This window comes from Chryseobacterium formosense (assembly GCF_900116415.1).
GTDB lineage: Bacteria > Bacteroidota > Bacteroidia > Flavobacteriales > Weeksellaceae > Chryseobacterium > Chryseobacterium formosense.
The window spans coordinates 1,091,220-1,114,668 of record NZ_FPAP01000002.1 but is presented as its reverse complement, the minus strand read 5'-3'; the positions used below and the strand labels follow the sequence as shown (position 1 = coordinate 1,114,668).

The following is a 23,449-nucleotide window of genomic DNA, read 5'->3' as shown; positions in this document are numbered from 1 at the left end:
TTATTTTTCAAAATCTCATCAAGAATTGCGCCTTTAATACAGCATTTCTACATTTATGGTTTAATTATTGATCAATTAATCTCACCAAAACCATTTAAAATATAAATTATGATAACGATTATTAATGACGCTCCGGAAAATGTGGCTGCTTTCAATGCAGCAGGTGATATAACGAAAGAAGATTTTGAAAATCTAGTTATTCCATACGTCAAAAGCAAAGTCGAACAATTTGATGAACTGAATTACCTCCTTTATTTAGATACAGATTTAAGCAATTTCACAATGGGAGCATGGCTTCAGGACGCTCTTTTAGGTTTAAAAAATCTTTCAAAATGGAACCGGTGCGCCATTGTAACGGATAAAGAAGGCGTACAGAATTTTACTGATATTTTCAGTGTTTTAATGCCCGGAGAATTTAAATCCTTTCCAAAAGAAAATCTTTATAATGCTTTGTACTGGTGTGAAAACGGTAACGAAGTCGAAAGTTAGTTAGCAAAAAAGAGAAGCAAAATTGCTTCTCTTTTTTTATTTATCACAAGGGACACATTCCACAGCAACTTCTTTTTCCACAGGTTGTGCAGAACGATAAAGGAACATGTATCGAATGCTTATGACCAATCCGATCAATGTCATAAAAACTCCGACCAACGAAGGATAATTATATGAAAATCCGTTTTCCAAAGGAATTCCTCCGAGAAATGCTCCCATTGCATTGGCAATATTAAATGCAGCCTGCATAAACGCAGCCGCCATCATTTCACTTTTCGGTGCTGCTTTCATCATCATGATATTAATCGGAGCTGCAACGGACATTGATAACGCACCGCAGATAAAGGTTAATCCTAAAGAAATATACTGATATTCTGAAAGAAAAAATACGCCGGATAAAGAAACCATCATTAATGCAAGCAATAAAATACAGGTTTTTTCCGGACTTAATCGGTCAGATAAATATCCTCCGACAAGATTTCCGACTACCATTCCGGCTCCGGCAAGAATCATTACATATGCCATGCTGCTTTCTGCAATTCCCGAAATAACGGTCATTAATGGCGTGATATAACTGAACCATGTAAACAAACCTCCAAAACCGATCGCTGTTATCGCCAAAACCAACCAAGCCTGTTTTCTCTTCAGAAATTTAATTTCTTCCTTGAAATGGGTATCCTGATTTGCCTCCATTGCGGGAAGCCAAAGTTTTAAAAATAGCAAAGCAAATAAACCAATCACCGCAACAATTGCAAAATACCATCTCCAGTGAAACATATGACCAATGTAAGTCACTAATGGAACCATCGCCAAATTAGCCACAGTCAATCCCGTAAACATTAAGGAAATATAAAATGCCTCCTTCCCTTTTGAAGCCATTCTCGTTGCAACCACTGTTCCCACACCGAAAAATGCTCCATGTGGAAGTCCTGACAAGAAACGAATAATCATCATCGAATTATAATCAGGAGCTATTGCAGACAATCCATTAAACAATGTGAAAATCATCATTAATACCATCAACACTTTTTTAGGTGGAAATTTCACCGAATATCCAATCAAAATTGGTGCTCCTACAACAACTCCAAAAGCGTATGCAGAAATCAGATGTCCCGCTTCCGGAATACTAATCTGTAAACTTCTTGCCAAATCGGGAAGCAATCCCATAATCGTAAATTCCGTTGTCCCAATTCCCAAACCGCCTATTGCGAGCGGAATAATTCTTTTATCAATCTGCATTGTAAATTCTTTAAAAATAAACCTGATTTGAGCAATTATTCATTGCTTCTTTTAACAGCACAAAATTCGATAGAAAATATCATTTAAACTTTAACAGAAATGATATAAATTTGCTCTGTATTAACTTTTTTATTTTAATTTAAATCAAATATTAATCAAAATAGAACCCAATGAAAATACAGAAGGAAATCATCGATTTTGAAGATGGCAAATCTTTCAAACTGTTCTCTCCATCTTTGAAAGACTGTTTTTTTTGGCATTATCATCCTGAAATAGAGCTTGTATACGTAGAAGCTTGTAAAGGAATCCGTCATGTCGGGAAAAATATTTCAGATTTTAAAGATAGCGAGCTGCTATTGATTGGTTCAAATGTTCCGCACCTTAATTTTGATTATAAAATTCAGACAGAATGCAAACAATTGGTTCTCCAAATGAGAGAAAACTTCCTTCAGGAGCTTATTTTTCCTATCCCCGAATTTGACAATATTAAAAAATTATTGGAACGTTCTTATTTAGGTTTATCTTTTTCAGGCGAAACCAAAGCAACAGTTGTCGAAAAACTTCATCAGATTAAAAATGAAAATTCATTCAGTTCTTTCATGGGTTTAATTGAGATTTTGCAGATTCTTGCAAGTTCAAATGAAGTAAAAGAACTGAATAACGAAGACACCAGAATAAAATGGTTTTTGAATGATAAAATCAGGATGGGAACGATTTACGATTATATTCATGAGAATTATGACAAACACCCAAATGTCAACATAATTGCAGAAAATGTAAATTTGAGTACTCCTGCTTTTTGTCGTTATTTTAAAAAGCAAACCAATATGACATTTACCGATTTTGTGAATAATTATAGGCTTAATCAGGCAAAACTTTTACTTCTCCAAAATGAGTGCGTTACTGATGTTTGCTTCCACGTTGGCTTTGAAAGTCTTTCCTATTTCAATAAATTATTTAAAAAATATATTGGTGAAACACCTTCTGCTTTTAAGAAAAAGCATTTGAGTAAGGTTGATTAGTTTTTTTCTCGCAGATTTAGCTGATTACGCAGATTTTTTTTGATTTTAATAATATAACGCAACATCTGCGTAATCTGCGAGAGTTATATACTTTGTTTATTCAACTAGATTGCTTCATCGCTTCGCTCTTCGCAATGACAATAAAAAATCGCTTCTGAATTTGAAGCGATTGATATTTTTAGTGAATATGTTTTTCAGCGTGATAAGAACTTCTTACCAAAGGCGAACTTTCAACGTGTCTGAAACCTAAGCTTCTTGCAAAATCTCCGAATTCATCAAACTCTTCCGGAGTGATAAATTTCTTTACAGGAAGATGTTTTTTTGTTGGCTGTAAATATTGTCCCATCGTAATGACGTCAACGTTAGCGTTTCTGATGTCTTCAATCGTCTGGAAAACCTCATCTTTATTTTCTCCTAAACCAAGCATTAATCCTGTTTTAGTTCGGTTTTGTCCTGCTTCTTTTAGGTATCTTAAAACTTCAAGGCTTCTTTCATATTTCGCCTGAATTCTCACTTCTCTGGTCAGACGTTTTACCGTTTCCATGTTATGAGAAATCACTTCCGGAGCAACATCTACCAATCTGTCAAGGTGTTTTGTCAACCCTTGAAAATCAGGAATCAATGTTTCCATCGTCGTTCCCGGAGAAATTCTTCTTACAGCATTTACAGTTTCACCCCAAAGAATCGAGCCCATGTCTTTCAAATCGTCACGGTCAACTGAAGTTAAAACAGCATGCTTTATTTTCATTAATTTAATAGAACGTGCTACTTTTTCAGGTTCATCCCAATTGACATCCATGGGTTTTCCTGTTTTTACACCACAAAATCCACAGCTTCTTGTACAGATATTTCCTAAAATCATGAAAGTTGCTGTTCCTTCTCCCCAACATTCACCCATATTTGGGCAGCTTCCGCTTTGGCAAATTGTATTTAATTTATATTTATCAACCAAAGTTCTCAATTCTCTGTAATTCTTTCCGGTAGGAAGTTTTACGCGAATCCATTTTGGTTTCTGAACGGTAGTATCCTGAACTAAATTCTCCATTTATTTCTAAAATTGACCTCAAAGTTAAGGAATTTTTTATCGACTGTGTCTACGATACTAATTGATGGAAATGATAATTTAAATCTGCCACGAATGCACGAATGATTATTTGGTAATTTTTAAATATAAATTCATGCATTTGTGGCATTAATAATATTAATTATCCTCAAACTCATTATTTTTCAGCAATTCAGCTAAGACTTTTTTAGCGCGCATCACACGAACTTTCGTATTGGCAACGGAAATCCCCAATTCTTCAGCAATCTCTTTAATGCTTTTTTCCTCGAAAAATCTTAATCTTATAATATCCTGATAATTGGCGTCTAAAGATTCAATGGTTTTGATAATTTTCTTCTGCTCTTCTTCCGAAATCATCAGTTCTTCCGGAGATTTTGCAAACTGATTTTTCACTTCATCCAAATTTTCTGTCGGATCCTGATTTTCCCTTGATTTTCTTCTCCAAAAATCAATAATGGTATTCTGAGCAATCGTTAAAATCCATGTTTTAAATTGAAAATGCGGATCATACATATCCAGTTTAGACAAAACTTTTGAAAAAACATTCACTGTAATTTCATCAGCATCGTTTTCGTCACGAACTTTTTTCATCACAAAAGAAAAAACATCCACCCAAAAAACATTGATGAGTTTGGTCTGCGCTTTCTGGTCTTTTTCCTTTGCTTTTTGGATGAGAGGAAATAATTGCTCGTCTTTCATTACTAACAAATATAATTGAATTTTGCTAATGAAACAATAAGAGCTGGAAGTTGGGGAATTGGTGTCTAAAGTTTACAGCTTTGAAAATAAATCTTGAATCTCGAACCTTGAATGTGAAACTCGGAACTCGATTCCAAAACTCGCACGAAATGATTATCTTTGCACCTTAAATTTTAAACTGAAAAAATAATGAATTCCTTTATAGAAGAATTAAAATGGCGCGGTCTTTTTGCAGACATGATGCCCGGAACAGACGAGCAACTGAATAAGGAGATGACAACTGCCTATATCGGTTTCGATCCTACCGCAGATTCTTTGCATATCGGAAGTCTTATTCAGATTAAAATTTTAGCTCATTTTCAGCAACACGGTCACAAACCAATTGCTTTGGTTGGTGGTGCAACAGGAATGATTGGCGATCCGTCAGGAAAATCTGCAGAGAGAAATCTTTTGGATGAAGCAACACTTTTACATTATGTTAACTGTTTGAAAAACCAATTATCAAGATTTTTAGATTTTTCCGGAAGTGGAGAAAATAAAGCTGAACTGGTTAACAATTATGACTGGATGAAAAATATTTCTTTTCTGGATTTTGCAAAAAATGTAGGAAAAAATATTACGGTAAATTATATGATGGCGAAAGATTCTGTGAAAAAAAGATTTTCAGGAGAATCGGGAGCAGACGGAATGAGTTTTACAGAATTTACGTATCAATTGATCCAAGGTTATGACTTTTTACATTTATACCAAAATAACAATGTAAAGCTTCAGATGGGTGGTTCTGACCAATGGGGAAATATCACCACGGGTACAGAACTAATCCGTAGAAAAGCTCAGGGAGAAGCTTTTGCATTAACCGTTCCGTTGATTACAAAAGCAGACGGCTCAAAATTCGGAAAATCTGAAAGCGGAGAAAATTACTGGTTAGACAAAAAGAAAACTTCACCTTATAAATTCTATCAATTCTGGTTGAATGCAACCGATGATGATGCTGAAAGATTTATAAAATTCTATACTTTCTTAGCTAAAGAAGAAATCGAAGACTTAATCGAAGACCACAAAACTGCTCCTCACGAAAGAAAACTTCAAAAGAAATTAGCTGAAGAAGTGACGGTTTGGGTTCATGGAAGAGAAGAGTACGAAAAAGCTTTGAAAGCTTCTGAAATTCTATTCGGTCGTTCTACAGCAGAAGATTTGGTAAGCCTTGATGAAGAAACTTTCTTGGATATTTTTGACGGAGTTCCACAGAAAGAAGTGGCAAAAGCGGATGTTTTAGGAATTAATATCGTTGATTTATTATCAGAAAAATCTGGATTTTTAAAGTCTAAAAGTGAGGCAACCAGAGAATTGAAAGGAAATGCAATTTCTGTAAATAAAGATAAAATCAATGAAGTTTACACCGCCAATGAAAGCGACTTGATTGACGGTAAATTCCTATTATTACAAAAAGGAAAGAAAAGCTACTTTATTGTAAAAGTAATTTAATCTTAAAAAAAATACATAAAATAATCCGACTCAGTTTTTGAGCCGGATTATTTTTATCATCAGTTTAGTTTAATTTTAGAAAGAATATGCTGCAGAAGCAGATAAAGTCTGACCGCTTGAAATACCTTCTTTTTTCAATACACCATCTACCCAAATCTGAACTTTTAAAGTAGACGAAGCATCAACGCCTGTTGCATTTACCACAACATTAGAATTATATACTACGCCTTCTGCATTGATTTCCGGGCTCGTCCAGGTCGTTCCGTTCAAACCGGTTACCGTAATAGGATTTCCGTCGATCCCGTAAACGGCTTTGGTTATATTAACTCCAGGTGACGCCTCCGCCTTAAAGACTATTTTTTGTGTCTTTACATCTTCAGAAGTATCATCATCATCTTTCCGACAAGATTCAACAAAACTAAAAACCATTACTGTTATCAAAGCAACAAATAATCCTTTAAATACCTGATTCAATTTTATTTTTTTCATAAATTTATTTGTTAATCTTATCCGGAATCTCTTTATTGAGCATCCGCAAGAATATGATAGACTAAATTCTGTCAATCATCAAATTTAAAAAAAATATTCTAGCTTATTTCAGGTATTTTTCAGTTCATTCGGTAATAAAAAATCCGACTCAACATTGAGCCGGATTCCTTTTCATCATCAGTTTAATTTTTAGAACGTATATGCTGCAGATGCAGATAAATATTGTCCGCTTGAAGTTCCTTCTTTTTTAAGTTCACCATCTACCCAGATCTGAACTTTCAAAGTAGATGAAGCGCTTGCTCCAATTGCATTTACCGCAACATTAGCACTCAATGCTCCTGCTTCAGAAGTAATTTCCGGGCTTGACCATGTTGTACCGCTTAAGCTGCTTGCAGTGGTAGGATTTCCGTCGATTCCGTAAACAGCGATCTCAATATTGCTTCCCGCAGATGCTTCCGCTTTGAAAACCACTTTGTGAGATTTATTCGTTCCCTGAATGTTGTCATCGTCATCATTGCTGCACGAGGTTACAAAGCCAAAAATCAACGCCATCATCACCATTACAAATGATCCTCTTAAAACGTTTTTCAATTTCATTTTTTTCATAATTTCTCTTGTTAAATATTACTGTTATTGTTAATTCCGTAATCTGTCTGATTTAGTACCTGCAAAACTATGATTGTGCGAAGCGGCAATCAATCCTCAGAATCAAGTAAAATTTTCTACCAGATTTTAGGTATTTTCTGATATTAATTTTATCACTAAATTGTGGAGTTTTTATTTCAAATAATGAAATTGATAGCATGAAGAAACACCTTATCACCCTCTGTATTTTTTTATCTCTTTACCTGCAATCGCAACAACTTATTCCTCTTAACGAAAAAGCGTATTCGGACAGCTTAAAAAATGTGGTCAACGGAAAAACCGACAATCATTCAAAAGCAACAGCCTATTTCTTACTATCAAGCTTTTACCGAAATACAGATTCGCTTTCAAGTAAAAATTATTTACAGAAAGCCGCCACTTTAGGTTTAAAAAATCCTTTAAACAAAGCAAAATATCATTATTATGAAGGACAACATTTTATAGAACGAAACAAAGAAAAAGCAGCACTCTCTTTCCAAAAAGCTATAAAGGAATTCTCTAAAATTAAAACTGAAGAAGCCGATTTTTACATCGCTTCCTCATGGTATAACTATGGAGTTACGCAGAAGAATAAAGAAGGTTATCCTTTTTTGGTTAAAATTTTAGTTGAAAAAAGCATTCCGCAGGTGGAAAAGTATAAGGATCATAAAACTTTAGGTCAGCTTTATTCTCAACTTGCGATTATTCTTACCTATAATGCTGAGTTTGCAAAAGCTTTTGAATACAACACAAAAGCCATTCAATTATTAGAAAAAAATGCACCCAACTCTCCTGAATTGTTTTTTGCCTACTTAAATACGGCAAGTAATTTCTGTTATCAGGCTAAAGGAGATGAAGCGAAAAGGTTTTTAGACAAAGCAGAAAAATTGATTCAGCCTTATCCTGAATCTTCATCCAATGCTTCCTATTATTACGGAAAGACACTTTATTTTATTACCAAACAAAAGAATGAAGAAGCGCTTCCGATGATTGAAAAAGGGTTGGTTTATGCTAAAAAATCGAATCAGAATCTTTTGACCCAGATGTTTTATCTCAACAAATATGATATTCTGAGAAAGCAAAATAAACTAAATGAAGCAAAAAAAGTTCTGGAAGATATTTTGTCTGAAAAAACACTGATTATTGATGTAAATAACAGAAAAACGTTTTACAACCAGCTTTCAAGCCTAAATGAACAAATGGGAAATCTTCCTGAAGCTTTAATCTGGGAAAAGAAGTATTCGAAATTGAGTGACAGTTTAAATACTGAAAACGTAAAGCTGGAACTCAATAAGCTGGAAACCAAATTCAGAACCGCAGAAAAACAAAAAGAAATTGCCAATCTGAACACTGAAAAAGCACAAAAAGAACTGGAAATCAATAAGAAAAACCAGTATTTATGGCTTCTTGGTTTTGCGTCTTTATTTCTGATTATTTTAATGATTGCCATTTATTTTTATACTAAAAAATTAAGCAAGCAAAAGGAAATTAATCACCATCAAAAACTTAAAGAAATTGCGCAGCAGGAAGAATTAAAAATAACAAAAGCCATTCTTGAAGGTGAAGAAAAGGAAAGAGAAAGAGTCGGAAAAGACCTTCACGACGGACTTGGCGGAATGCTTGCCGGAGTGAAAATTAATTTTTCGACATGGGCCTCGCAAAATTTAGAACAAAAAAATAAAGAAAACTTTAATGAAATTCTTAATCAGCTGGATCAATCTGTTTCTGAGCTGAGAAATATTTCACGGAATCTTATGCCTGAATCTCTTTTAAAATTTGGTTTAGAAACCGCATTAAAAGACCTTTGTGAATTTTACACCCGAAACGATTTACATATTGATTTTCAGGCAATCGACATCAATTCAAAGCTTTCATTAGCTATTCAGATTAATATTTTCAGAATTGTACAGGAAATTCTGGCAAATGCGGTTAAACATTCAGAAGCAAAAAATATATTGCTGCAATGTTCCCAGTCAAATGATATTTTTATGATTACCATTGAAGATGACGGCAGAGGTTTTGATGAAAATTATCATTCAAAAACAAAAAGCATGGGTCTTCATAATTTACGAATCCGTGTTGATTATTTAAAAGGAAAAATGGAAATCAATTCTGATAATGAAGGAACGGCAATTAATATAGAACTCAATACTCATGCAATCTCATAAAATTAATATTGTTATTGTAGATGACCATCCGATCGTCATTGAAGGACTGAAAATCATGTTATCCGACAAACCGTTTTTTCAAATTTCCGAAACATTTACCAATGGTTCTGAAGTCATCAAATTTGTGAAAACGAATGAGGTTGATATTGTTTTGCTTGACATTTCTCTTCCCGACATCAGCGGAATACAATTATGTGAAGAGATTAAGAAAATTTCGCCGAATACTTCTGTTATTATGTTCAGTAACCGCTCCGAAAGAAGTATTATTATGCAGTGTATTCAAAATGGAGCCAGTGGTTATTTGTTGAAAAATGTTTCCATTGAAGAGTTAATGGAATGTTTTCAGGGTGCACTTTCAGGAAATATTGTTTTCTGCAACGAGACCAAAAACATCATCAGCAAGCCTTCTCCACAGCAATTAACTACTACTCCACGTCTGACGAAAAGAGAAAAACAGATTCTTCAGTTTTTAGCAAAAGGAAAAACGAGTAATGAGATTGCGAATGAACTTTGTTTAAGCTCATTAACTGTTGATACGCATCGTAAAAATCTGCTTAATAAATTTGGTGCAAAAAACTCAGCCGAGCTTGTAAATATGGCGATTCAGCAGAATATGATTCTGGAATAAAAAAACCTCCGAAAAAATCCGGAGGTTTCTAAGAAAAATTAGTGCATGGCTTCACTCAGGTCTATTTTCTCTTTGCTTTTTCTTTCTCTCACAAACAAGATGAAAGGTATACAAACGAGAAACGCAATCCCCAGATAAAGAAATACATCCATATAAGAAAGTACGGTTGCCTGTTTTGTCACAGACATATCCAATACTTTATAAGCAGCATTCAATGCAGCATCGGGAGTCATTCCTTTTGCCATGAAACTGGCTTTTAAACCATTTATTCTTTGCTGAACATCAAAATCGGTAGAATCTAAATGACTTATTAAGTTCACACGGTATTTCTGACTTGCATTGGCAATAAACGTTGTGATGGCCGCAACTCCGAAAGAACCACCAAGCTGTCGCATCATTCCTGTAAAAGCTGCACCCTGACCGATTTCCTGACCTTTTAAGGTACTTAGTGATAAAGATGTAATCGGAATAAATAATAAACCTAATCCCATTCCTCGCACAATCAGCATCCAGAAAAAGGCATCTTTCCCGGTATCGGGTGTCAGAATCTTATAACCCCAGAAACTGTAAATAAAGAATATAAGCAATCCCAAAGAAACGAGAATCTGCTGTTTCGCTCCTTTTGAAAGTAATCGGCCAATAATCGGCATCATAAATGCGGTTGTAAGTGCAGCCGGGATCATTAAAGCACCTGACTGAAGCGCTGTCCAGCCCAAAATACTTTGCGTATATAAAGGAACGATAAACGTTGAACCATAAAGACCGAATCCTAACACGAAAGACATCACCGTTCCGATCCTTAAGTTTCCGTTTTTCAGAACCCTGAGCTCCACAATTGGATATTTGAAAGTGAGTTCACGCCAAAGGAAACATATAAATCCTAAAACAGCTGTAGAAGTAAAGGTGACGATCATTCCGCTTTCAAACCAGTCTTCTTCATGGCCTCTTTCCAGAATAAATTGAAGAGATCCTACGGTAACTGCCAAAAGTGCAATTCCCAACCAGTCTACATCTGAAGCCTTACGTTTTTCGGAAAATTTAGGACTTTTAATAAACTGTAGAGTCATTAAGGTAGCCGCAATCCCAATTGGAATATTAATATAAAATATATACGGCCAGCTGTAATTATCAACAATATATCCCCCCAATGGCGGACCTAAAGTCGGGCCAATAATAACTCCCAAACCATAAATTGCCTGCGCCATACTTCTTTTTTCGATAGGATAAGATTCGGTAATGATGGTCTGTGATGTTACCAGCAATGCACCACCTCCGATACCTTGACACAGTCTGAAAAATACCAGTTCCCAAATATTATCTGCATTTCCGCAGAGAAAAGAAAAAATGGTAAATATAATGATGGATGCCGCAAAGTAATTTCTACGTCCAAACTGTTGAGACAGCCAGCTCGTCATGGGAACTACAATTACGTTACCAATGGCATACGCTGTAATTACCCAACCCACTTCAGAAAGTGTAGATCCCAGGTTTCCCTTCATCTCGTTGAGGGCAACATTTACAATCGTGGAATCGACAATTTCCAGCAAAGCACAAAGAATCGCTGTAATCGTAATGATTACTCTTCGGGCTCCGTATTCTACTAATGAATCTTGCATTGATTTTTTAATGTATTATTAGGCTAAGTTTAAGGTTGAGGTTTAAAAAAAGTGAATTATCAGTAATCAACTTCATTGTCAATTTTTACTACTTCATTTCCAAAACTCCATCAATCTTACTTCATTTTCAATTCACAATTGACTTTCTTCAGCAAAACTGACAATTCACTTATTTTAAAATCTTTCCAAACAGAAAGAATATAAACGTTATACCTTTTCCTTTTAACCTGTCTCTTTATTTTAAAGAAACTTCTGCTTTTACATTCATTCCTGTTCTCAGTCTTTTTGCAATATCTTTATCAAGATTTACAAAATCTATTTTTACAGGAAGTCTTTGTACTACTTTTACGAAGTTTCCGCTTGCATTATCCGGAGGAAGAATAGAGAATGTAGAACCTGTTGCCGGAGAGAATGAGCTTACAACCCCTTCAAAATCTTTGTCAGGAAAAGCATCGATTTCGATTTTTACTTTCTGTCCTTCAACCATTTTATCAACCTGAGTTTCTTTAAAGTTGGCAACAACCCATTTCTGATCATTTTTAACCAAAGCAAATAATTGAGAACCTGCCTGCAAATATTGTCCTGCCTGAATAGGCACTTTCCCTACAAAACCGTCTTCAGGAGCAACAATTACGGTATATGATAAATTTAATCTAGCATTTTCAACATCTACTTCTCTTTGTTTTGCCACAGATCCCGCAACACTGATTTGCTGAGAACTTGCCGCTGTCTGAGAAGAAGCAATATTCGTCTGCTGAGCAATCTGATTTTTTTGATCAACTAAAACCTGCAATTGTCTGTCTGCAGACTGTTTTGCTGCTAAAGCCTGTTCGTACTGCTGTTCTGTAATCGAGTGATCTTTTACAAGAATTTCGTATCTCTTTAAATCCTGCCCGGTTTTCCAAACATTTACTTTTGCTGCTTCAATCTGTGCATTAGCGGTTGTCACTGCTGCCTGAGAAGAACCGATGTTTTTTGAGGTTGCTGTTGTAGAAGCTTCAGCGTTGGAAATATTACTTTTTGCCGTAACTAAAGCAGCTTCTGCTTGTTGAAGAGCCATTTTCTGGTCTCTGTTATCCAGAATCACCAAAGTATCTCCTTTTTTCACAAACTGGTTGTCTTTCACTTTTACGTCCGTCACATAACCAGAAATTTTCGAAATCACGGGAGCTAAGTTTGATGCAATCTGAGCATCATCAGTTTCTTCATGCACTTGTCCGTAAGAGTAAGATCTGTATCCGAAGATTCCACCTCCTACTAAAACCACCGCCAAAATAATAGGAAAGACTAAACTTTTTTTCTTTTTAGGTTCGGTTGCCTGTGTATTATTATTTTCCATTTTGGGTATCGTTCTGTTTTTATTTAATTGTTAAAGTTCCTGTAGTTTGTAATAGTTTTCTGTATGCCAGAGAAGCATCTGCTTTGGCATTGATTACACCGACATTTGCTGCAATTTGTGCTGCATCTGCATCCAAAAGTTCGGTCATCGTTGCCAAACCGTTGTCGTATTTATTTTTTGTAATTCTGTAATTTTCGTTGGCTTGTTCGGCAGATTTTTCAAATACCGCAATTCTCTTTTTCGAGTAATCTGTGTTTTGATATTCTCTGTTTACATCCAGTTTGATATTATCATTAAGCAATTCATTGGTTGCAGACAATTGCATTTCTCTGGCTTTAGATTGTTTTAAAGAAGAGTTTTCTTTCCAGAGATTTGATAGGTTGTAAGATATCCCCACTCCCACGTTTACAGCATTATATAATGTTAAAAACTTCGGAACATCCGCTGCAACGTAACCACCAGTTAAAGCGATCGAAGGAAGATTTTCTGCTTTTGCCGATTTCGTTCCCAATTCTGCCGCTTTTCTCTGTTGGTCTAAAGCCTGAAGATCTTTACGGTTTTCTTTTGCTTCATTCAGATAAAAGTCGACGGTTTTTACTTCATCAGATTCACCAATGTAATTTTGGTCTACTTCGATTTCCGTAGATTCCGGAAGTCCCAAAAGCAAATCCATATTGATATTGGCGATATTGTAATTATTTTTTGCTTCTAAAAGCTGCAATTCAATATTTGAGGTCTGAAGATTTGCTTTTAAACGGTCGTTTCTTGCAATTACTCCGTTATTTTCCAGCTTTAAAAATGTCTCGTCTCTTTTCTGAGAAGCTGTAAGATTTTCTTCTAAAACTTTAATGGATTGATTGGCTTTGAATAAATTATTATAAGCTTCTGCAACATTATAAGCAATCGCAACTTTATCGTTTTCTGAGCTTAATTTTGATGCTTCCACCAAATATTTTGCCGACTGAATTCCGTATTTAATTCTACCTCCACTGTACAATGGAACACTTAAATTCGCCGAACCAAATGCAACCTGATGGACTTCCGGTCCGCCCGCTGAAGAAACACCCGGAATTTTCAAATCGATAGTCGGTTTAATCGGGAGATACATATAGCTTCCCGAAACTTTCAGCTCCGGAAGCTGTCTGTTTTTTGCTTCCAAAAGATCAGCCGTTGCTTCTTCAATTTTGGCAGCATCAATTTTTAAACTTTTACTGTTCTGGATGCCAAGCTGAACTGCCTCGTCAAGGCTTAACTGCTTTTTCTCCTGAGCATGAGTGTACATTATTCCTGCGAGAAGGGACAATGCAATAACTGAGTTATTTATTCTCTTCATAACCTAAAAGGTCTTTTAGTATATATTTAATATGTTTATTAAGTTCTGAGTAATATTGTTCTTCGAAAACTTCCTCTTCATCTGTATTATTAAGGAATTCTTTATACATTTCCTTCGCGTTGGATGCGTAAAATAAAGTTCCGCTTACTGTGGAATGCAACAAATAAATGGGTGGATTTTTAGTGAAAATCCCTTTCTGTATACCACTTTCCAAAACTTTAGAATACATTGAGATGAAACTCATTTTAGTTTCCTTTAAAAACTGAACAATCTGTGGATTTTCTGTATGCAGCTGCTCTCTCTGCATTATTCTGTAAAAGCATTTGTGATGTCTTACTCTTCCTGCAAACTGGTCTACGATCTTTTCAATTTTCTCCCATTCATTAATATCAGTTCGTTCCAAAATATCTTTAGAAAAAAACTGCCCTTCATTCATTCTGTATTCTACCAATTTCTCATAAAGCTTCTCTTTTGAACCGAAATAATAAGAGATCATCGAAATATTTACGTTTGCGGCTTTCGAAATCTCTCTTGTAGAAGTTCCTTCAAAACCTTTTTCGGCAAAAAGTTTCTCGGCAGCAAATAATATATTTTCTTCTTTTGAAATCATATGTAATAATTTTCGGGTGCAAATGTACAATGCTTTTCTGATAAAATCAAACGATTGATTGAATTTTTAATTTATTTTTAATTTTTATTAAAATTCATGTTTAATTTTTATCAATAAAAAAACGTTTCCAAATGAATGAAAACGCCTGTATTAATCAATAACAAAGAGTTCTAAGAATTCTTATGAATATATCTTGAAAGTTTTATTCCTAAATCAGTCCACACAATTTTAGGATTTCCATTTCTTGTTAAATGTAGATCTGCATCATTTATTTCATCTAAAATACTGATGATATTTGCACCACTGATGAATTTTGAAAAGCCTTCCCAATTGAAACCATTCGCATCAATTTTTTTATACACCAAATCCTGCGACTGATAATTCTGCAACAAAGCCAATCTGAAAATCTCCGAAGCATAATTTAGGAAGTTCTTTTGCTTTTCTCTGTTCCAGCCCGCTATTTCTCTTGCCCACAAAATGATATTTTTAAGAAATTCCGGTTTCTTTTTCACCATAAATGCATCGCGAACCCATTGCACAAATAACTTTTCAAATTCCGGGTTTTTGTTTTCTGAGTTTAAAAAATTAATGGCATCATTAAGATTTCCTTGCGCCTGATGTACAATTTCTCTTATTTTTTCTGCAGAAACCTGAAAATTATTCTTTAGATAAGCTTCAATATCCTCATCATTAATTCTTGGTACTTCGATGAGTTGAGTTCTTGATAAGATTGTCGGCAAAATATCGTCTGTGCTTTCTGCAGTAAGAAGAATAATTGTTTTCGCAGGCGGTTCTTCCAAAAATTTCAGAAATTTATTGGATGCTGCAACATTCATTTTATCTGCTCTCCAGACAATGAGAATTTTTGTTCCGCCTTCAAAACTTTTTAAAGCAAACTTTTGGTTTTGGTCATCTACTTCATCCGCAGAAATAAAGAATTGTTTATTCTCTGATTCTAAATGTGCAGTCCAGTCATCAAAACTTGCATAAGCGGAATTAAGAATCATTTCACGAAAATCATCAAACCTGTTTTTGCTGACCGCCGTTTTTCCTTCCGTAAAAACCGGAAAGCTGAAATGCAGATCGAGGTGATTAAGATGTTCAACTTTTGAAGCTGCATGCTCGTTTTCACCTTTTAAAATCTCTCTTGCGTAAGCTAAAACCAGTGGCATCGTACCATAACCTTCTTTTCCGATGAAAAGCTGGGCGTGGCTCACTCTGTTTTCGGTGATGCTGTCTTTCAGTAATTTTTTAAGATTTTCCTGTCCGGCAATGTTTTCCCATTTCATGCACCAAAGATAATAATTTTTGGAACTGATAATTTGTCAATGATCAATTTTGCTTCGCAAGTTAATGGTCAATTTCACATAACAATTTAATATTTATTGAATAATGAGAATTCACAATTCACAGCGAAGCTGATTCACTATTCGCTATTGACCATTCACAACAAAATCCCCCTTAACAAACTTTAACCTCAGTAAATTTTTACAATTCATTAATATTTAAGATATTTGCGCATTATTTTAAAAATCTAGAATGAAAAAAATTTTTGTACTATCATTCATTTCGGTGGGGTATTTCCTGAACGCACAGAGTTTAAGCAACTCTCCCTATGCAGTTTACGGAATTGGGGATGTAAAATATGATAATACGATTGAAACCTCTTCTATGGGAGGTATTTCGACTGCTTTTATAAGTGATTTCAGCAGTAATTTTAATTTCGGAAACCCTGCAAACAACAACAATTTTGAACTGACAAGCATCAAACTTGAAGCAACAAACGAAAATAATTACTTTAAAACTGATTACAACAATACGAAGTCTACAAAACATTCTACGTATTTATCTAATATCTCGATCGCTTTTCCTATTTCATCAAAAATAAAAATGGGACTTTTGTATCAGCCTTATAGTTCTAAGAGCTATGAGATCATTCATACAGAAACTTTAGGTGACGGAAATGTTTACGGAAACAAATTCAAAGGAAGCGGAACTCTGAATACAGCTCAGGCTGCTGTTTCTTATAAGGTCAATTCAAATTTATCATTTGGTGCAAGAGCTAATTTCTATTTCGGAAACCTTTACGACCTCAATGAATTTACGGCATCTAATGCAGAATTGATCAACGGTTACGAAACCAAAAACAGTATAAAAAACTTCAATTTCACATTGGGATCAAGTTACCAAAGTGTAGATCGTAATGATCATAAATTGACGATCGGTGCAACTGCTACTTTCGGTAATACCAGTAATATGACGACTGAGTATGTTAACAGTACTTATTATTACAGTGATGTAGACGTAAAAGCAAACGAAACGATCATCGAAAAAAGAAGTACAAGCTCCAACAATCTTTTGCCGTTACAGGCTTCTGTGGGAGTTGGTTACGGAAGTGAAAACCAATGGTTTGTTTCTGGGCAGATTGATTATAAAAAAGGAGAATCTGTAAGCTATTTCGGAAATTCATTCGATTTTAAAGATTCTTACAGAATTTCTGCAGGAGGTTGGTATTTGCCAAATTACAATAACTTCAGAAGTTATTTCTCAAGAATCGTTTACCGTTACGGAGCTTTTTATGAAAAAGGAAATATAGAGCTTGCAGGAAACAGCATTAATAAATTTGGTATTTCTGCAGGAGTTATGCTACCTTTCAAGACCAGCAGTATCACCAGAATGAGCGGTCTGGAAATCGGTTTAGAACTTGGGAAAAGAGGAACGCTTAAAGACAATCTGATTAATCAGAACTTCTTCAACCTAAAAATTGGTTTCAATTTTGCTGACAGATGGTTCAGAAAGAATCTTTATAATTAATAATGAATTTAATTTCACATAAAGCATTTAAAAATATAGCATACCTTTTCAGTTGTGCTATATTTTTTATACTGACATCGTGCGAAGAAGACCTCACCAAATTAAACGGGAATGATAATAAAAATTTTCCTTCGCAGGTTATTCATAATGCTGTAATCATTCAGAGAGATTCAGGATTTATTACCTTAAGGGCGACCGCTCCTATTATTGAAAAATATGAGTTGATCGACAGTCAATATACCGTTGCCAGAAAAGGAATGAGAATAGAATTTTTTGATAAGAAAAAACCAAAAAATCCAGGTAATATTACTGCAAAGTTTGCCAAAATCTACGACTATAAAAAGTTTTATGAGGCACGCGGAAATGTAAAGATTTTAACCAGTGAAGGTCAGAGATTTGCAACGCAAAGTGTTTTCTGGGATCAGAATAAGAAAAGAATTTACACACGTGATACCGTTTATGCCACTATGGAAGATGGTTCTACAATGGTTCATGCCAACGGAATGACAGCCAAAGACGATTTCTCAGAATACAAGTTCTTCAATAATTCGGGGGATCTTGATGTGAGTAAAACTCAGATTGCTCAACCAAGACCATAAATTATGACTGTTCTAAAAGCGATAGGTCTGATGTCCGGAACCAGTCTTGATGGTCTGGATATTTGTTTTGCTCAATTTTGGAAAGAAAATTCTAAATGGAATTTTAAAATATTAAAGGCTGAAACACTTCCCTATCCCAAAGACTTAGAAGATCAGTTAAGGAATTCAATATACCTTTCTTCACAGGATTTATTAGCTTTAAATTCTGATTATGGCTTTTATTTAGGTAAATCTGTCAGGAATTTTATTGAAAACAATCAACTTGAAAAAATTGATCTGATTGCCTCTCACGGTCATACCGTTTTTCATCAGCCACAAAGAAAATTCACCCTTCAGATTGGTGACGGAAGAGCTATAAAAACAATGACGGAAATTCCTGTTATTTACGATTTCCGTTCTCAGGATGTTTTGCTGGGCGGAAATGGTGCGCCTCTGGTTCCGATAGGTGATGAAATGCTTTTTTCAGAGTATGACGCCTGTCTTAATTTGGGAGGATTTTCTAATATTTCATTTAAAATAAACAACAAAAGAATTGCTTTTGACATTGCTCCTTTAAATATTGTTCTGAATAATCTGGCGCAGAATTTCAATCAGAATTACGATGAAAATGGTGATTTAGCCAGGAAAGGAAACATTAATCAAGACGTATTAGCAAAATTAAATTCTTTGGAATTTTATAATCTACCGCATCCAAAATCATTGGGCATTGAATGGTGCAATGAAAATGTATATCCTTTATTTTCAGGAATAGAAGCTTTGGATGTTTTAGCAACATTTACAGAACACACGGCTGAACAGATTTCAAAAATATTAAATAAAAATCAGCTCAAAAAAGTATTGTTTACCGGAGGCGGAACTTACAATCAATATCTGATTGAAAGAATCAAAATTAAAACCGAATCCGAAATCATTATTCCCGAAAAACAAATCATCGATTTCAAAGAAGCTTTGATATTTGCTTTTATGGGAGTTTTGAGATGGAACGATGAGATAAACATTATTGCATCCGCAACGGGAAGCTTACAAGATCACAGCTCAGGAATTATCTCATAAAAAAACCTTCATTTCTGAAGGTTTTTGTTTTATTATTTATAAGCTTCGATCTTATCTGTAAGTGTATTGATGAAATTCTGAAGCGGCTTTTCTACCATCATTTTAATGAAAGGATTAAATTTTCCTTCAAAAAGCATCTGAACTTCAGTCTGATTCTCATTCAGCGGTTTTAAGGTTGCCGTAAGAGCAAAATCTAAACTTGAGCTGGCTGATTTCAAAACTGCCTTTTCATCGGTCACTTCATCAATTTTTAATGCAATTTCGGGCATCCCCTGAAGTCCGAATTTGAAACCGTCTTCTCTCGTTTCAAACTTCTGAAGACCATCTGGCATAAATTCTTTATAATTTTCAGGAGATTTCAGCAGCTCAGACAAATCTTTAGATGATTTATTGACAATAATTTTTCGTCCTTCTAAATTCATTTTTTATTTTTGTATTTAAATTACTACAAATGTATAAAGTTTTTGTGAACGAAAAAAAATTATTGATATCTAAGCACCCTGAAAACTTAGAGAAAACCTTAAAATATGAAAGTTTCACAACTTTAGAAATTGCGCTTGATCTTTTACAGAATACTTCAACCTCGGAACTGAATGTTTTTGGTGAACAGATTGATGAAATCTGGTCTGAATTCAGAAAGCTTTTCAGAATCATTGAAGCAGCCGGCGGAATTGTGAATAAGCCAAATGGAGATACTCTTTTTATTAAAAGACTCGGAAAATGGGATCTTCCGAAAGGTAAGATGGAAAAAGGAGAATCGCGTGAAGAATCTGCGGTAAGGGAAATCGAGGAAGAAACCGGATTGATGAATGTGGAATTAAAAGACTTCATCAACACCACCTATCATATTTACATCGAAAGAAATGGAGATCGTGTGCTGAAATATACCCATTGGTTTGAAATGTTTTTTGACGGCGAAGATACCTCCAAACCTCAGATTGAAGAAGGAATAACTGAAGTTGCCTGGAAAAATACCTCTCAGATAAAAGACGAAGTTTTCCCAAGCACGTTCAAAAATATAGAACTGATTATTAAAGAATTCTGGGATTCGAAATCTAAATAAAATCGATTGCTTTTTCCAGAGAAATTCCGCGTGAAGCTTTAAGAAGAATATGATCTGAGAGAATTTTATTTTCTTTCAGATATTCGATCAGATCATCTGTTTTTTCAAATGCTTTAGAAATAGCGTTAACATTTTTAAACTGTTTTCCTACCGTAATGATTTCGTTAAAGCCTAATTTTCGAGCCATTTCAAGGATGTTTTGGTGCTCTTTTTTGCTCTCATCTCCCAACTCAAGCATATCACCTATGATGATGGTTTTTGAGCCTTCAAATGTGATAAAATTATTCAATGAAGCCGACATAGAACTTGGGTTTGCATTATAAGTATCTAAAACTAATGTCTTCCCCTCTTTCTTCACAATCTGAGAACGCATATTGGTCGGCGTATAATTCTCTATGGCAGATTTAATTTTATTGAAATCAACACCAAAGTGAAGCCCAAAGCTTACTGCTGCGCAAAGATTGGTAAAATTATAATCCCCTGTAAGTTTAGATAAAGCCTTTTCATTCTGATATTTTAAACCCACAAAATGATCGGATGAAAACAGTTCAAACTGATAATCTGAACTTTCTTTTCCAAAAGTAATTTTGTTGGAATAGTTTTGTGTTTTCTCAACCTGAATCGGATCATTTTCATTAATAACAATCGTTTGCTGATGCGCTATAAGATAATCATACAATTCGGATTTGCCTTTAATAACTCCTTCAAAACCGCCAAAACCTTCTAAATGTGCTTTCCCGAAATTGGTAATATATCCGAAATTAGGTTTTGCAATATGAGATAAAAGTTCAATTTCTTTCTGATGATTGGCTCCCATTTCGATTACTGCCATTTCATGTTCAGGTTTTATAGAAAGCAGCGTCAAAGGAACACCAATATGATTATTTAAATTACCAAAGGTGTACTGAACATTATACTTTTCCGAAAGTACTGCATGAATAAGTTCTTTGGTAGTCGTTTTCCCGTTACTTCCTGTAAGACCGATAGCCGGAATATTTAATTGATTTCTGTGATGAACAGCCAGTTGCTGTAAAAACTCAAGTGTTGACGGAACGTAGAAAATATTTTTTTCTGAATTTTCAAACTCTTTATTTTCAACAATTACAGCCAGTGCTCCCTGATCGATCGCTTTTTCTGCTACGCTTGCAGCATCGAAATTTTCTCCTGAAAAGGCAAAGAAAATATCATTTTTGGCAATTTTTCTGCTGTCGATCGTTACTTTATTTGCTTTAAGGTATAGAGGATAAAACTGTTCTGTATTCATGTAAAAACGGGTATTATTTTTCTTAATTTGTCTGAATATAAGTGATGGAAGTTGCTTAAAAGCTAATTATTTTCACAATATTTTCAGCATTCAAAAATAAAAAACCTCCCGTAGATTCGGGAGGTTTTTTTTAAGTATTTTGATAAATATTATCTTCTCGTTCTAGATTTGTCGTTTACTCTAGCATCCTGAGCTACACGGAAACCAACCCAACCATAACCAGCTGACTGATTTTTGTATCTTCTTTGTCCCGGATCCAACCAATAAGCTGAATCTTGCCAAGAACCACCTTTTACAACTCTGATGTCGTTAGAGATTGCAGATGTTCTGTCTTTAGCATCTTTCTGCATTACTACTCTACCGTTTGCATCAACGATAAATTTCTTAGCCGGTGCATTGTACATGTTGTAAGAAGCTGTAGAATCATTAGCGTTTCTATAGTCTAATGAAGACTGTCTGTCACCATCTCTATAGTTTCTGTAATCTGCAATTGTCTTTCTTTCGAACTGACCCGGAAGGTTTTTGTAAACCAAACGTCCGTCTGCCAATGTATCATACTGCATTGAACCTTCTTCTACCATTTTGTAAGTACCGTCACCGTTTCTTACGATAGCTTGAGGCATATTTCCTCTATAGTAGTTGAAGTCGCTTGCTTCTTCATCGATGATTGGTCTGTACACGTCTGCAGTCCATTCTGCAACGTTACCAAACATACCATAGATACCGATGTTGTTTGAAGGAAACTGTCTAACGTCTGAAGTTTGAGCAGCACCATCATTTTTCCAGCCTGCAGGTCCTGAATAATCCCCTCTTCCTTGCTTGAAGTTTTCAAGAATCATCCCTCTGTTTTTACCTTTAGTACCTCTAAGAAGGTCGATCTGAGGTTTCTTATCTAAATAATTGTTGTATTCTCTGTTTTTCTCCATTCCAAGAGCAGCATATTCCCATTCAACTTCTGTAGGAAGTCTGAATTTCGTCACTAACCCTGAATTTGGAGATCCGTTTGCAGCCAAAAGTCTTTGGTTGGTAGTTTTCATACCTGTTTTTTGCTGCATTCTTTTTTCATTGATATATCCTTGCATTTCCGGATCATTCGATTTGAATTTATCCATATTGAATGCAGTTCCACCTTGATTGTTTGATTCGTTGATGTACAAATCTTTTGCAATAATACCTGCCTGCATCAAAGCTTTTTCGTTCGCTCTGTCTGTCAACCATTCGCAGTATCTGTTTGCCTGAGTCCAAGAAACTCCTACTACCGGATAATAATCGTAGTTCTGATCTCTGAAATACGTTTCATTCAGGTCATTTCTAGATAATTTATTATCCCACAATAAAGTATCGGGCAAAGCACCGTTGTATATTTCTTTGAAGCTAGGATCACTAGGGGGGAATACATACTTCAACCATGTAAGGTATTCGCGGTATTCGTAGTTAGTAATCTCAGTTTCACCGATAAAGAATGAACTCACCTGCATTCTGCGTGGCGTGTTATTCCAATCGTGCATTACATCATCTTTCACTAATCCCATGGTAAAAGTTCCACCTTCCACATATACCATCCCCGGCCAACCTTTTTGTTTCTGTTGCTTTCCTGCAAAAAACCAACCCTGTTTTTCGTTTGGTTTCCAACCTGTCTTGCTGACAAACTTTTTAGTACCGCCGCCTCCGGAAGTGCCTGAACCACCACAACTGGTTAATGCAAGTGTAGAACTTAATGCTATTAATGAAAACAACTTTAGTTTTTTCATAGTCGATATAAATATTATTCAAAGTACAAAGAAAAAATAAATTATTCAATAAATCAAATAAAGATTTGATTTTTTTGAAAAATCTTAACAAATTAATTTTA

General features: G+C 34.9%; 22 protein-coding genes. 9 read left to right on the top strand and 13 right to left on the bottom strand.

Annotated features, from left to right (window positions below):
- The first annotated feature begins 108 nt into the window (after window positions 1-108).
- Window positions 109-489 carry a SpoIIAA family protein gene (locus tag BM371_RS11490; protein WP_034674394.1) on the top strand — a complete coding sequence of 127 codons (381 nt, stop codon included), beginning with the start codon at window positions 109-111 and terminating at the stop codon, window positions 487-489.
- 36 nt (window positions 490-525) lie between these two features.
- Here BM371_RS11490 and BM371_RS11485 read toward each other — a convergent pair whose 3' ends face one another.
- Window positions 526-1,728 carry an MFS transporter gene (locus tag BM371_RS11485; protein WP_177225352.1) on the bottom strand — a complete coding sequence of 401 codons (1,203 nt, stop codon included), beginning with the start codon at window positions 1,726-1,728 and terminating at the stop codon, window positions 526-528.
- Window positions 1,729-1,898: 170 nt separating this feature from the next.
- Here BM371_RS11485 and BM371_RS11480 point away from each other — a divergent pair, with 170 nt between their 5' ends.
- Complete coding sequence (locus BM371_RS11480; RefSeq protein WP_034674393.1) at window positions 1,899-2,750, top strand: AraC family transcriptional regulator; 852 nt, start codon at window positions 1,899-1,901, stop codon at window positions 2,748-2,750.
- 178 nt (window positions 2,751-2,928) lie between these two features.
- Here BM371_RS11480 and lipA read toward each other — a convergent pair whose 3' ends face one another.
- Both lipA and BM371_RS11470 read right to left on the bottom strand, forming a co-directional pair.
- Window positions 2,929-3,795 (bottom strand): lipoyl synthase, encoded by an 867-nt coding sequence (gene lipA / locus BM371_RS11475; protein ID WP_034674391.1) that lies wholly within the window; start codon window positions 3,793-3,795, stop codon window positions 2,929-2,931.
- 156 nt (window positions 3,796-3,951) lie between these two features.
- The gene (locus tag BM371_RS11470) at window positions 3,952-4,512 is read right to left on the bottom strand and encodes an RNA polymerase sigma factor (RefSeq protein ID WP_034674389.1); all 561 of its coding nucleotides are present in this window, start codon (window positions 4,510-4,512) and stop codon (window positions 3,952-3,954) included.
- A gap of 189 nt (window positions 4,513-4,701) precedes the next feature.
- On the opposite strand from BM371_RS11470, the gene tyrS reads away from it, so the two are divergent.
- The gene (tyrS, locus tag BM371_RS11465; RefSeq protein ID WP_034674387.1) at window positions 4,702-5,997 is read left to right on the top strand and encodes a tyrosine--tRNA ligase; all 1,296 of its coding nucleotides are present in this window, start codon (window positions 4,702-4,704) and stop codon (window positions 5,995-5,997) included.
- Window positions 5,998-6,072: 75 nt separating this feature from the next.
- On the opposite strand, the gene BM371_RS11460 is transcribed toward tyrS, so the two are convergent.
- Together BM371_RS11460 and BM371_RS11455 are read right to left on the bottom strand one after the other, a co-directional pair.
- Window positions 6,073-6,486 carry a hypothetical protein gene (locus BM371_RS11460; RefSeq protein WP_034674386.1) on the bottom strand — a complete coding sequence of 138 codons (414 nt, stop codon included), beginning with the start codon at window positions 6,484-6,486 and terminating at the stop codon, window positions 6,073-6,075.
- A 189-nt stretch (window positions 6,487-6,675) separates the two neighbouring features.
- Window positions 6,676-7,092 carry a hypothetical protein gene (locus BM371_RS11455; RefSeq protein WP_034674383.1) on the bottom strand — a complete coding sequence of 139 codons (417 nt, stop codon included), beginning with the start codon at window positions 7,090-7,092 and terminating at the stop codon, window positions 6,676-6,678.
- Window positions 7,093-7,289: 197 nt separating this feature from the next.
- On the opposite strand from BM371_RS11455, the gene BM371_RS11450 reads away from it, so the two are divergent.
- Window positions 7,290-9,278: a tetratricopeptide repeat-containing sensor histidine kinase gene (locus BM371_RS11450; RefSeq protein WP_051882634.1), complete on the top strand. Its 1,989-nt coding sequence runs from the start codon at window positions 7,290-7,292 to the stop codon at window positions 9,276-9,278.
- Window positions 9,265-9,906: a response regulator transcription factor gene (locus tag BM371_RS11445; protein ID WP_034674382.1), complete on the top strand. Its 642-nt coding sequence runs from the start codon at window positions 9,265-9,267 to the stop codon at window positions 9,904-9,906. Before BM371_RS11450 ends, BM371_RS11445 begins: the two co-directional genes overlap by 14 nt.
- Before the next feature lie 38 nt (window positions 9,907-9,944).
- Here the strand turns inward: BM371_RS11445 and BM371_RS11440 are convergent, their stop codons facing one another.
- The 5 genes from BM371_RS11440 to BM371_RS11420 form a co-directional block, all read right to left on the bottom strand.
- Entirely contained in the window at window positions 9,945-11,522 is a 1,578-nt protein-coding gene (locus tag BM371_RS11440) for a DHA2 family efflux MFS transporter permease subunit (protein ID WP_034674380.1), read from the bottom strand.
- A 235-nt stretch (window positions 11,523-11,757) separates the two neighbouring features.
- Window positions 11,758-12,861: an HlyD family secretion protein gene (locus BM371_RS11435; RefSeq protein WP_034674378.1), complete on the bottom strand. Its 1,104-nt coding sequence runs from the start codon at window positions 12,859-12,861 to the stop codon at window positions 11,758-11,760.
- Window positions 12,862-12,880: 19 nt separating this feature from the next.
- On the bottom strand, window positions 12,881-14,194 hold the full coding sequence (locus BM371_RS11430; RefSeq protein WP_034674375.1) for a TolC family protein: 1,314 nt from the start codon (window positions 14,192-14,194) through the stop codon (window positions 12,881-12,883).
- Window positions 14,178-14,804, bottom strand: coding sequence for a TetR/AcrR family transcriptional regulator (locus tag BM371_RS11425; RefSeq protein ID WP_034674373.1), 627 nt, complete (start codon window positions 14,802-14,804; stop codon window positions 14,178-14,180). Before BM371_RS11425 ends, BM371_RS11430 begins: the two co-directional genes overlap by 17 nt.
- Before the next feature lie 170 nt (window positions 14,805-14,974).
- Entirely contained in the window at window positions 14,975-16,093 is a 1,119-nt protein-coding gene (locus tag BM371_RS11420) for a DNA polymerase III subunit (RefSeq protein ID WP_034674370.1), read from the bottom strand.
- A gap of 250 nt (window positions 16,094-16,343) precedes the next feature.
- Here BM371_RS11420 and BM371_RS11415 point away from each other — a divergent pair, with 250 nt between their 5' ends.
- The 3 genes from BM371_RS11415 to BM371_RS11405 are packed head-to-tail and all read left to right on the top strand — an operon-like array spanning window position 16,344 to window position 19,270.
- On the top strand, window positions 16,344-17,618 hold the full coding sequence (locus BM371_RS11415; RefSeq protein WP_034674368.1) for a membrane protein: 1,275 nt from the start codon (window positions 16,344-16,346) through the stop codon (window positions 17,616-17,618).
- Window positions 17,619-17,620: 2 nt separating this feature from the next.
- The gene (gene lptC / locus BM371_RS11410) at window positions 17,621-18,217 is read left to right on the top strand and encodes an LPS export ABC transporter periplasmic protein LptC (RefSeq protein ID WP_034674366.1); all 597 of its coding nucleotides are present in this window, start codon (window positions 17,621-17,623) and stop codon (window positions 18,215-18,217) included.
- Window positions 18,218-18,220: 3 nt separating this feature from the next.
- Complete coding sequence (locus BM371_RS11405) at window positions 18,221-19,270, top strand: anhydro-N-acetylmuramic acid kinase (protein ID WP_034674364.1); 1,050 nt, start codon at window positions 18,221-18,223, stop codon at window positions 19,268-19,270.
- A gap of 32 nt (window positions 19,271-19,302) precedes the next feature.
- On the opposite strand, the gene BM371_RS11400 is transcribed toward BM371_RS11405, so the two are convergent.
- Window positions 19,303-19,692 carry a hypothetical protein gene (locus tag BM371_RS11400; RefSeq protein WP_034674362.1) on the bottom strand — a complete coding sequence of 130 codons (390 nt, stop codon included), beginning with the start codon at window positions 19,690-19,692 and terminating at the stop codon, window positions 19,303-19,305.
- 29 nt (window positions 19,693-19,721) lie between these two features.
- On the opposite strand from BM371_RS11400, the gene BM371_RS11395 reads away from it, so the two are divergent.
- A complete protein-coding gene (locus BM371_RS11395) occupies window positions 19,722-20,333 on the top strand; it encodes an NUDIX hydrolase (protein WP_034674360.1) in 612 nt (203 codons plus the stop codon).
- On the opposite strand, the gene BM371_RS11390 is transcribed toward BM371_RS11395, so the two are convergent.
- The gene (locus BM371_RS11390; RefSeq protein ID WP_034674359.1) at window positions 20,326-21,597 is read right to left on the bottom strand and encodes a UDP-N-acetylmuramoyl-tripeptide--D-alanyl-D-alanine ligase; all 1,272 of its coding nucleotides are present in this window, start codon (window positions 21,595-21,597) and stop codon (window positions 20,326-20,328) included. The two genes, BM371_RS11395 and BM371_RS11390, sit on opposite strands and share 8 nt — an antisense overlap.
- A gap of 149 nt (window positions 21,598-21,746) precedes the next feature.
- Window positions 21,747-23,348 (bottom strand): gliding motility lipoprotein GldJ, encoded by a 1,602-nt coding sequence (gene gldJ, locus BM371_RS11385; protein ID WP_034674356.1) that lies wholly within the window; start codon window positions 23,346-23,348, stop codon window positions 21,747-21,749.
- Window positions 23,349-23,449: the final 101 nt, after the last annotated feature.

Bases quoted from the DNA above. Each gene is read 5' to 3' on its own strand.
- BM371_RS11445 (WP_034674382.1), top strand. From the start codon at position 9,265: ATGCAATCTCATAAAATTAATATTGTTATTGTAGATGACCATCCGATC.
- BM371_RS11420 (WP_034674370.1), bottom strand. From the start codon at position 16,093: ATGAAATGGGAAAACATTGCCGGACAGGAAAATCTTAAAAAATTACTG.
- BM371_RS11395 (WP_034674360.1), top strand. From the start codon at position 19,722: ATGTATAAAGTTTTTGTGAACGAAAAAAAATTATTGATATCTAAGCAC.
- BM371_RS11455 (WP_034674383.1), bottom strand. From the start codon at position 7,092: ATGAAAAAAATGAAATTGAAAAACGTTTTAAGAGGATCATTTGTAATG.
- lipA (WP_034674391.1), bottom strand. From the start codon at position 3,795: ATGGAGAATTTAGTTCAGGATACTACCGTTCAGAAACCAAAATGGATT.
- BM371_RS11490 (WP_034674394.1), top strand. From the start codon at position 109: ATGATAACGATTATTAATGACGCTCCGGAAAATGTGGCTGCTTTCAAT.
- BM371_RS11440 (WP_034674380.1), bottom strand. From the start codon at position 11,522: ATGCAAGATTCATTAGTAGAATACGGAGCCCGAAGAGTAATCATTACG.
- BM371_RS11460 (WP_034674386.1), bottom strand. From the start codon at position 6,486: ATGAAAAAAATAAAATTGAATCAGGTATTTAAAGGATTATTTGTTGCT.
- BM371_RS11470 (WP_034674389.1), bottom strand. From the start codon at position 4,512: ATGAAAGACGAGCAATTATTTCCTCTCATCCAAAAAGCAAAGGAAAAA.
- BM371_RS11425 (WP_034674373.1), bottom strand. From the start codon at position 14,804: ATGATTTCAAAAGAAGAAAATATATTATTTGCTGCCGAGAAACTTTTT.
- BM371_RS11480 (WP_034674393.1), top strand. From the start codon at position 1,899: ATGAAAATACAGAAGGAAATCATCGATTTTGAAGATGGCAAATCTTTC.
- BM371_RS11405 (WP_034674364.1), top strand. From the start codon at position 18,221: ATGACTGTTCTAAAAGCGATAGGTCTGATGTCCGGAACCAGTCTTGAT.
- BM371_RS11435 (WP_034674378.1), bottom strand. From the start codon at position 12,861: ATGGAAAATAATAATACACAGGCAACCGAACCTAAAAAGAAAAAAAGT.
- BM371_RS11450 (WP_051882634.1), top strand. From the start codon at position 7,290: ATGAAGAAACACCTTATCACCCTCTGTATTTTTTTATCTCTTTACCTG.
- BM371_RS11415 (WP_034674368.1), top strand. From the start codon at position 16,344: ATGAAAAAAATTTTTGTACTATCATTCATTTCGGTGGGGTATTTCCTG.
- BM371_RS11390 (WP_034674359.1), bottom strand. From the start codon at position 21,597: ATGAATACAGAACAGTTTTATCCTCTATACCTTAAAGCAAATAAAGTA.
- BM371_RS11485 (WP_177225352.1), bottom strand. From the start codon at position 1,728: ATGCAGATTGATAAAAGAATTATTCCGCTCGCAATAGGCGGTTTGGGA.
- lptC (WP_034674366.1), top strand. From the start codon at position 17,621: ATGAATTTAATTTCACATAAAGCATTTAAAAATATAGCATACCTTTTC.
- BM371_RS11430 (WP_034674375.1), bottom strand. From the start codon at position 14,194: ATGAAGAGAATAAATAACTCAGTTATTGCATTGTCCCTTCTCGCAGGA.
- BM371_RS11400 (WP_034674362.1), bottom strand. From the start codon at position 19,692: ATGAATTTAGAAGGACGAAAAATTATTGTCAATAAATCATCTAAAGAT.
- gldJ (WP_034674356.1), bottom strand. From the start codon at position 23,348: ATGAAAAAACTAAAGTTGTTTTCATTAATAGCATTAAGTTCTACACTT.
- tyrS (WP_034674387.1), top strand. From the start codon at position 4,702: ATGAATTCCTTTATAGAAGAATTAAAATGGCGCGGTCTTTTTGCAGAC.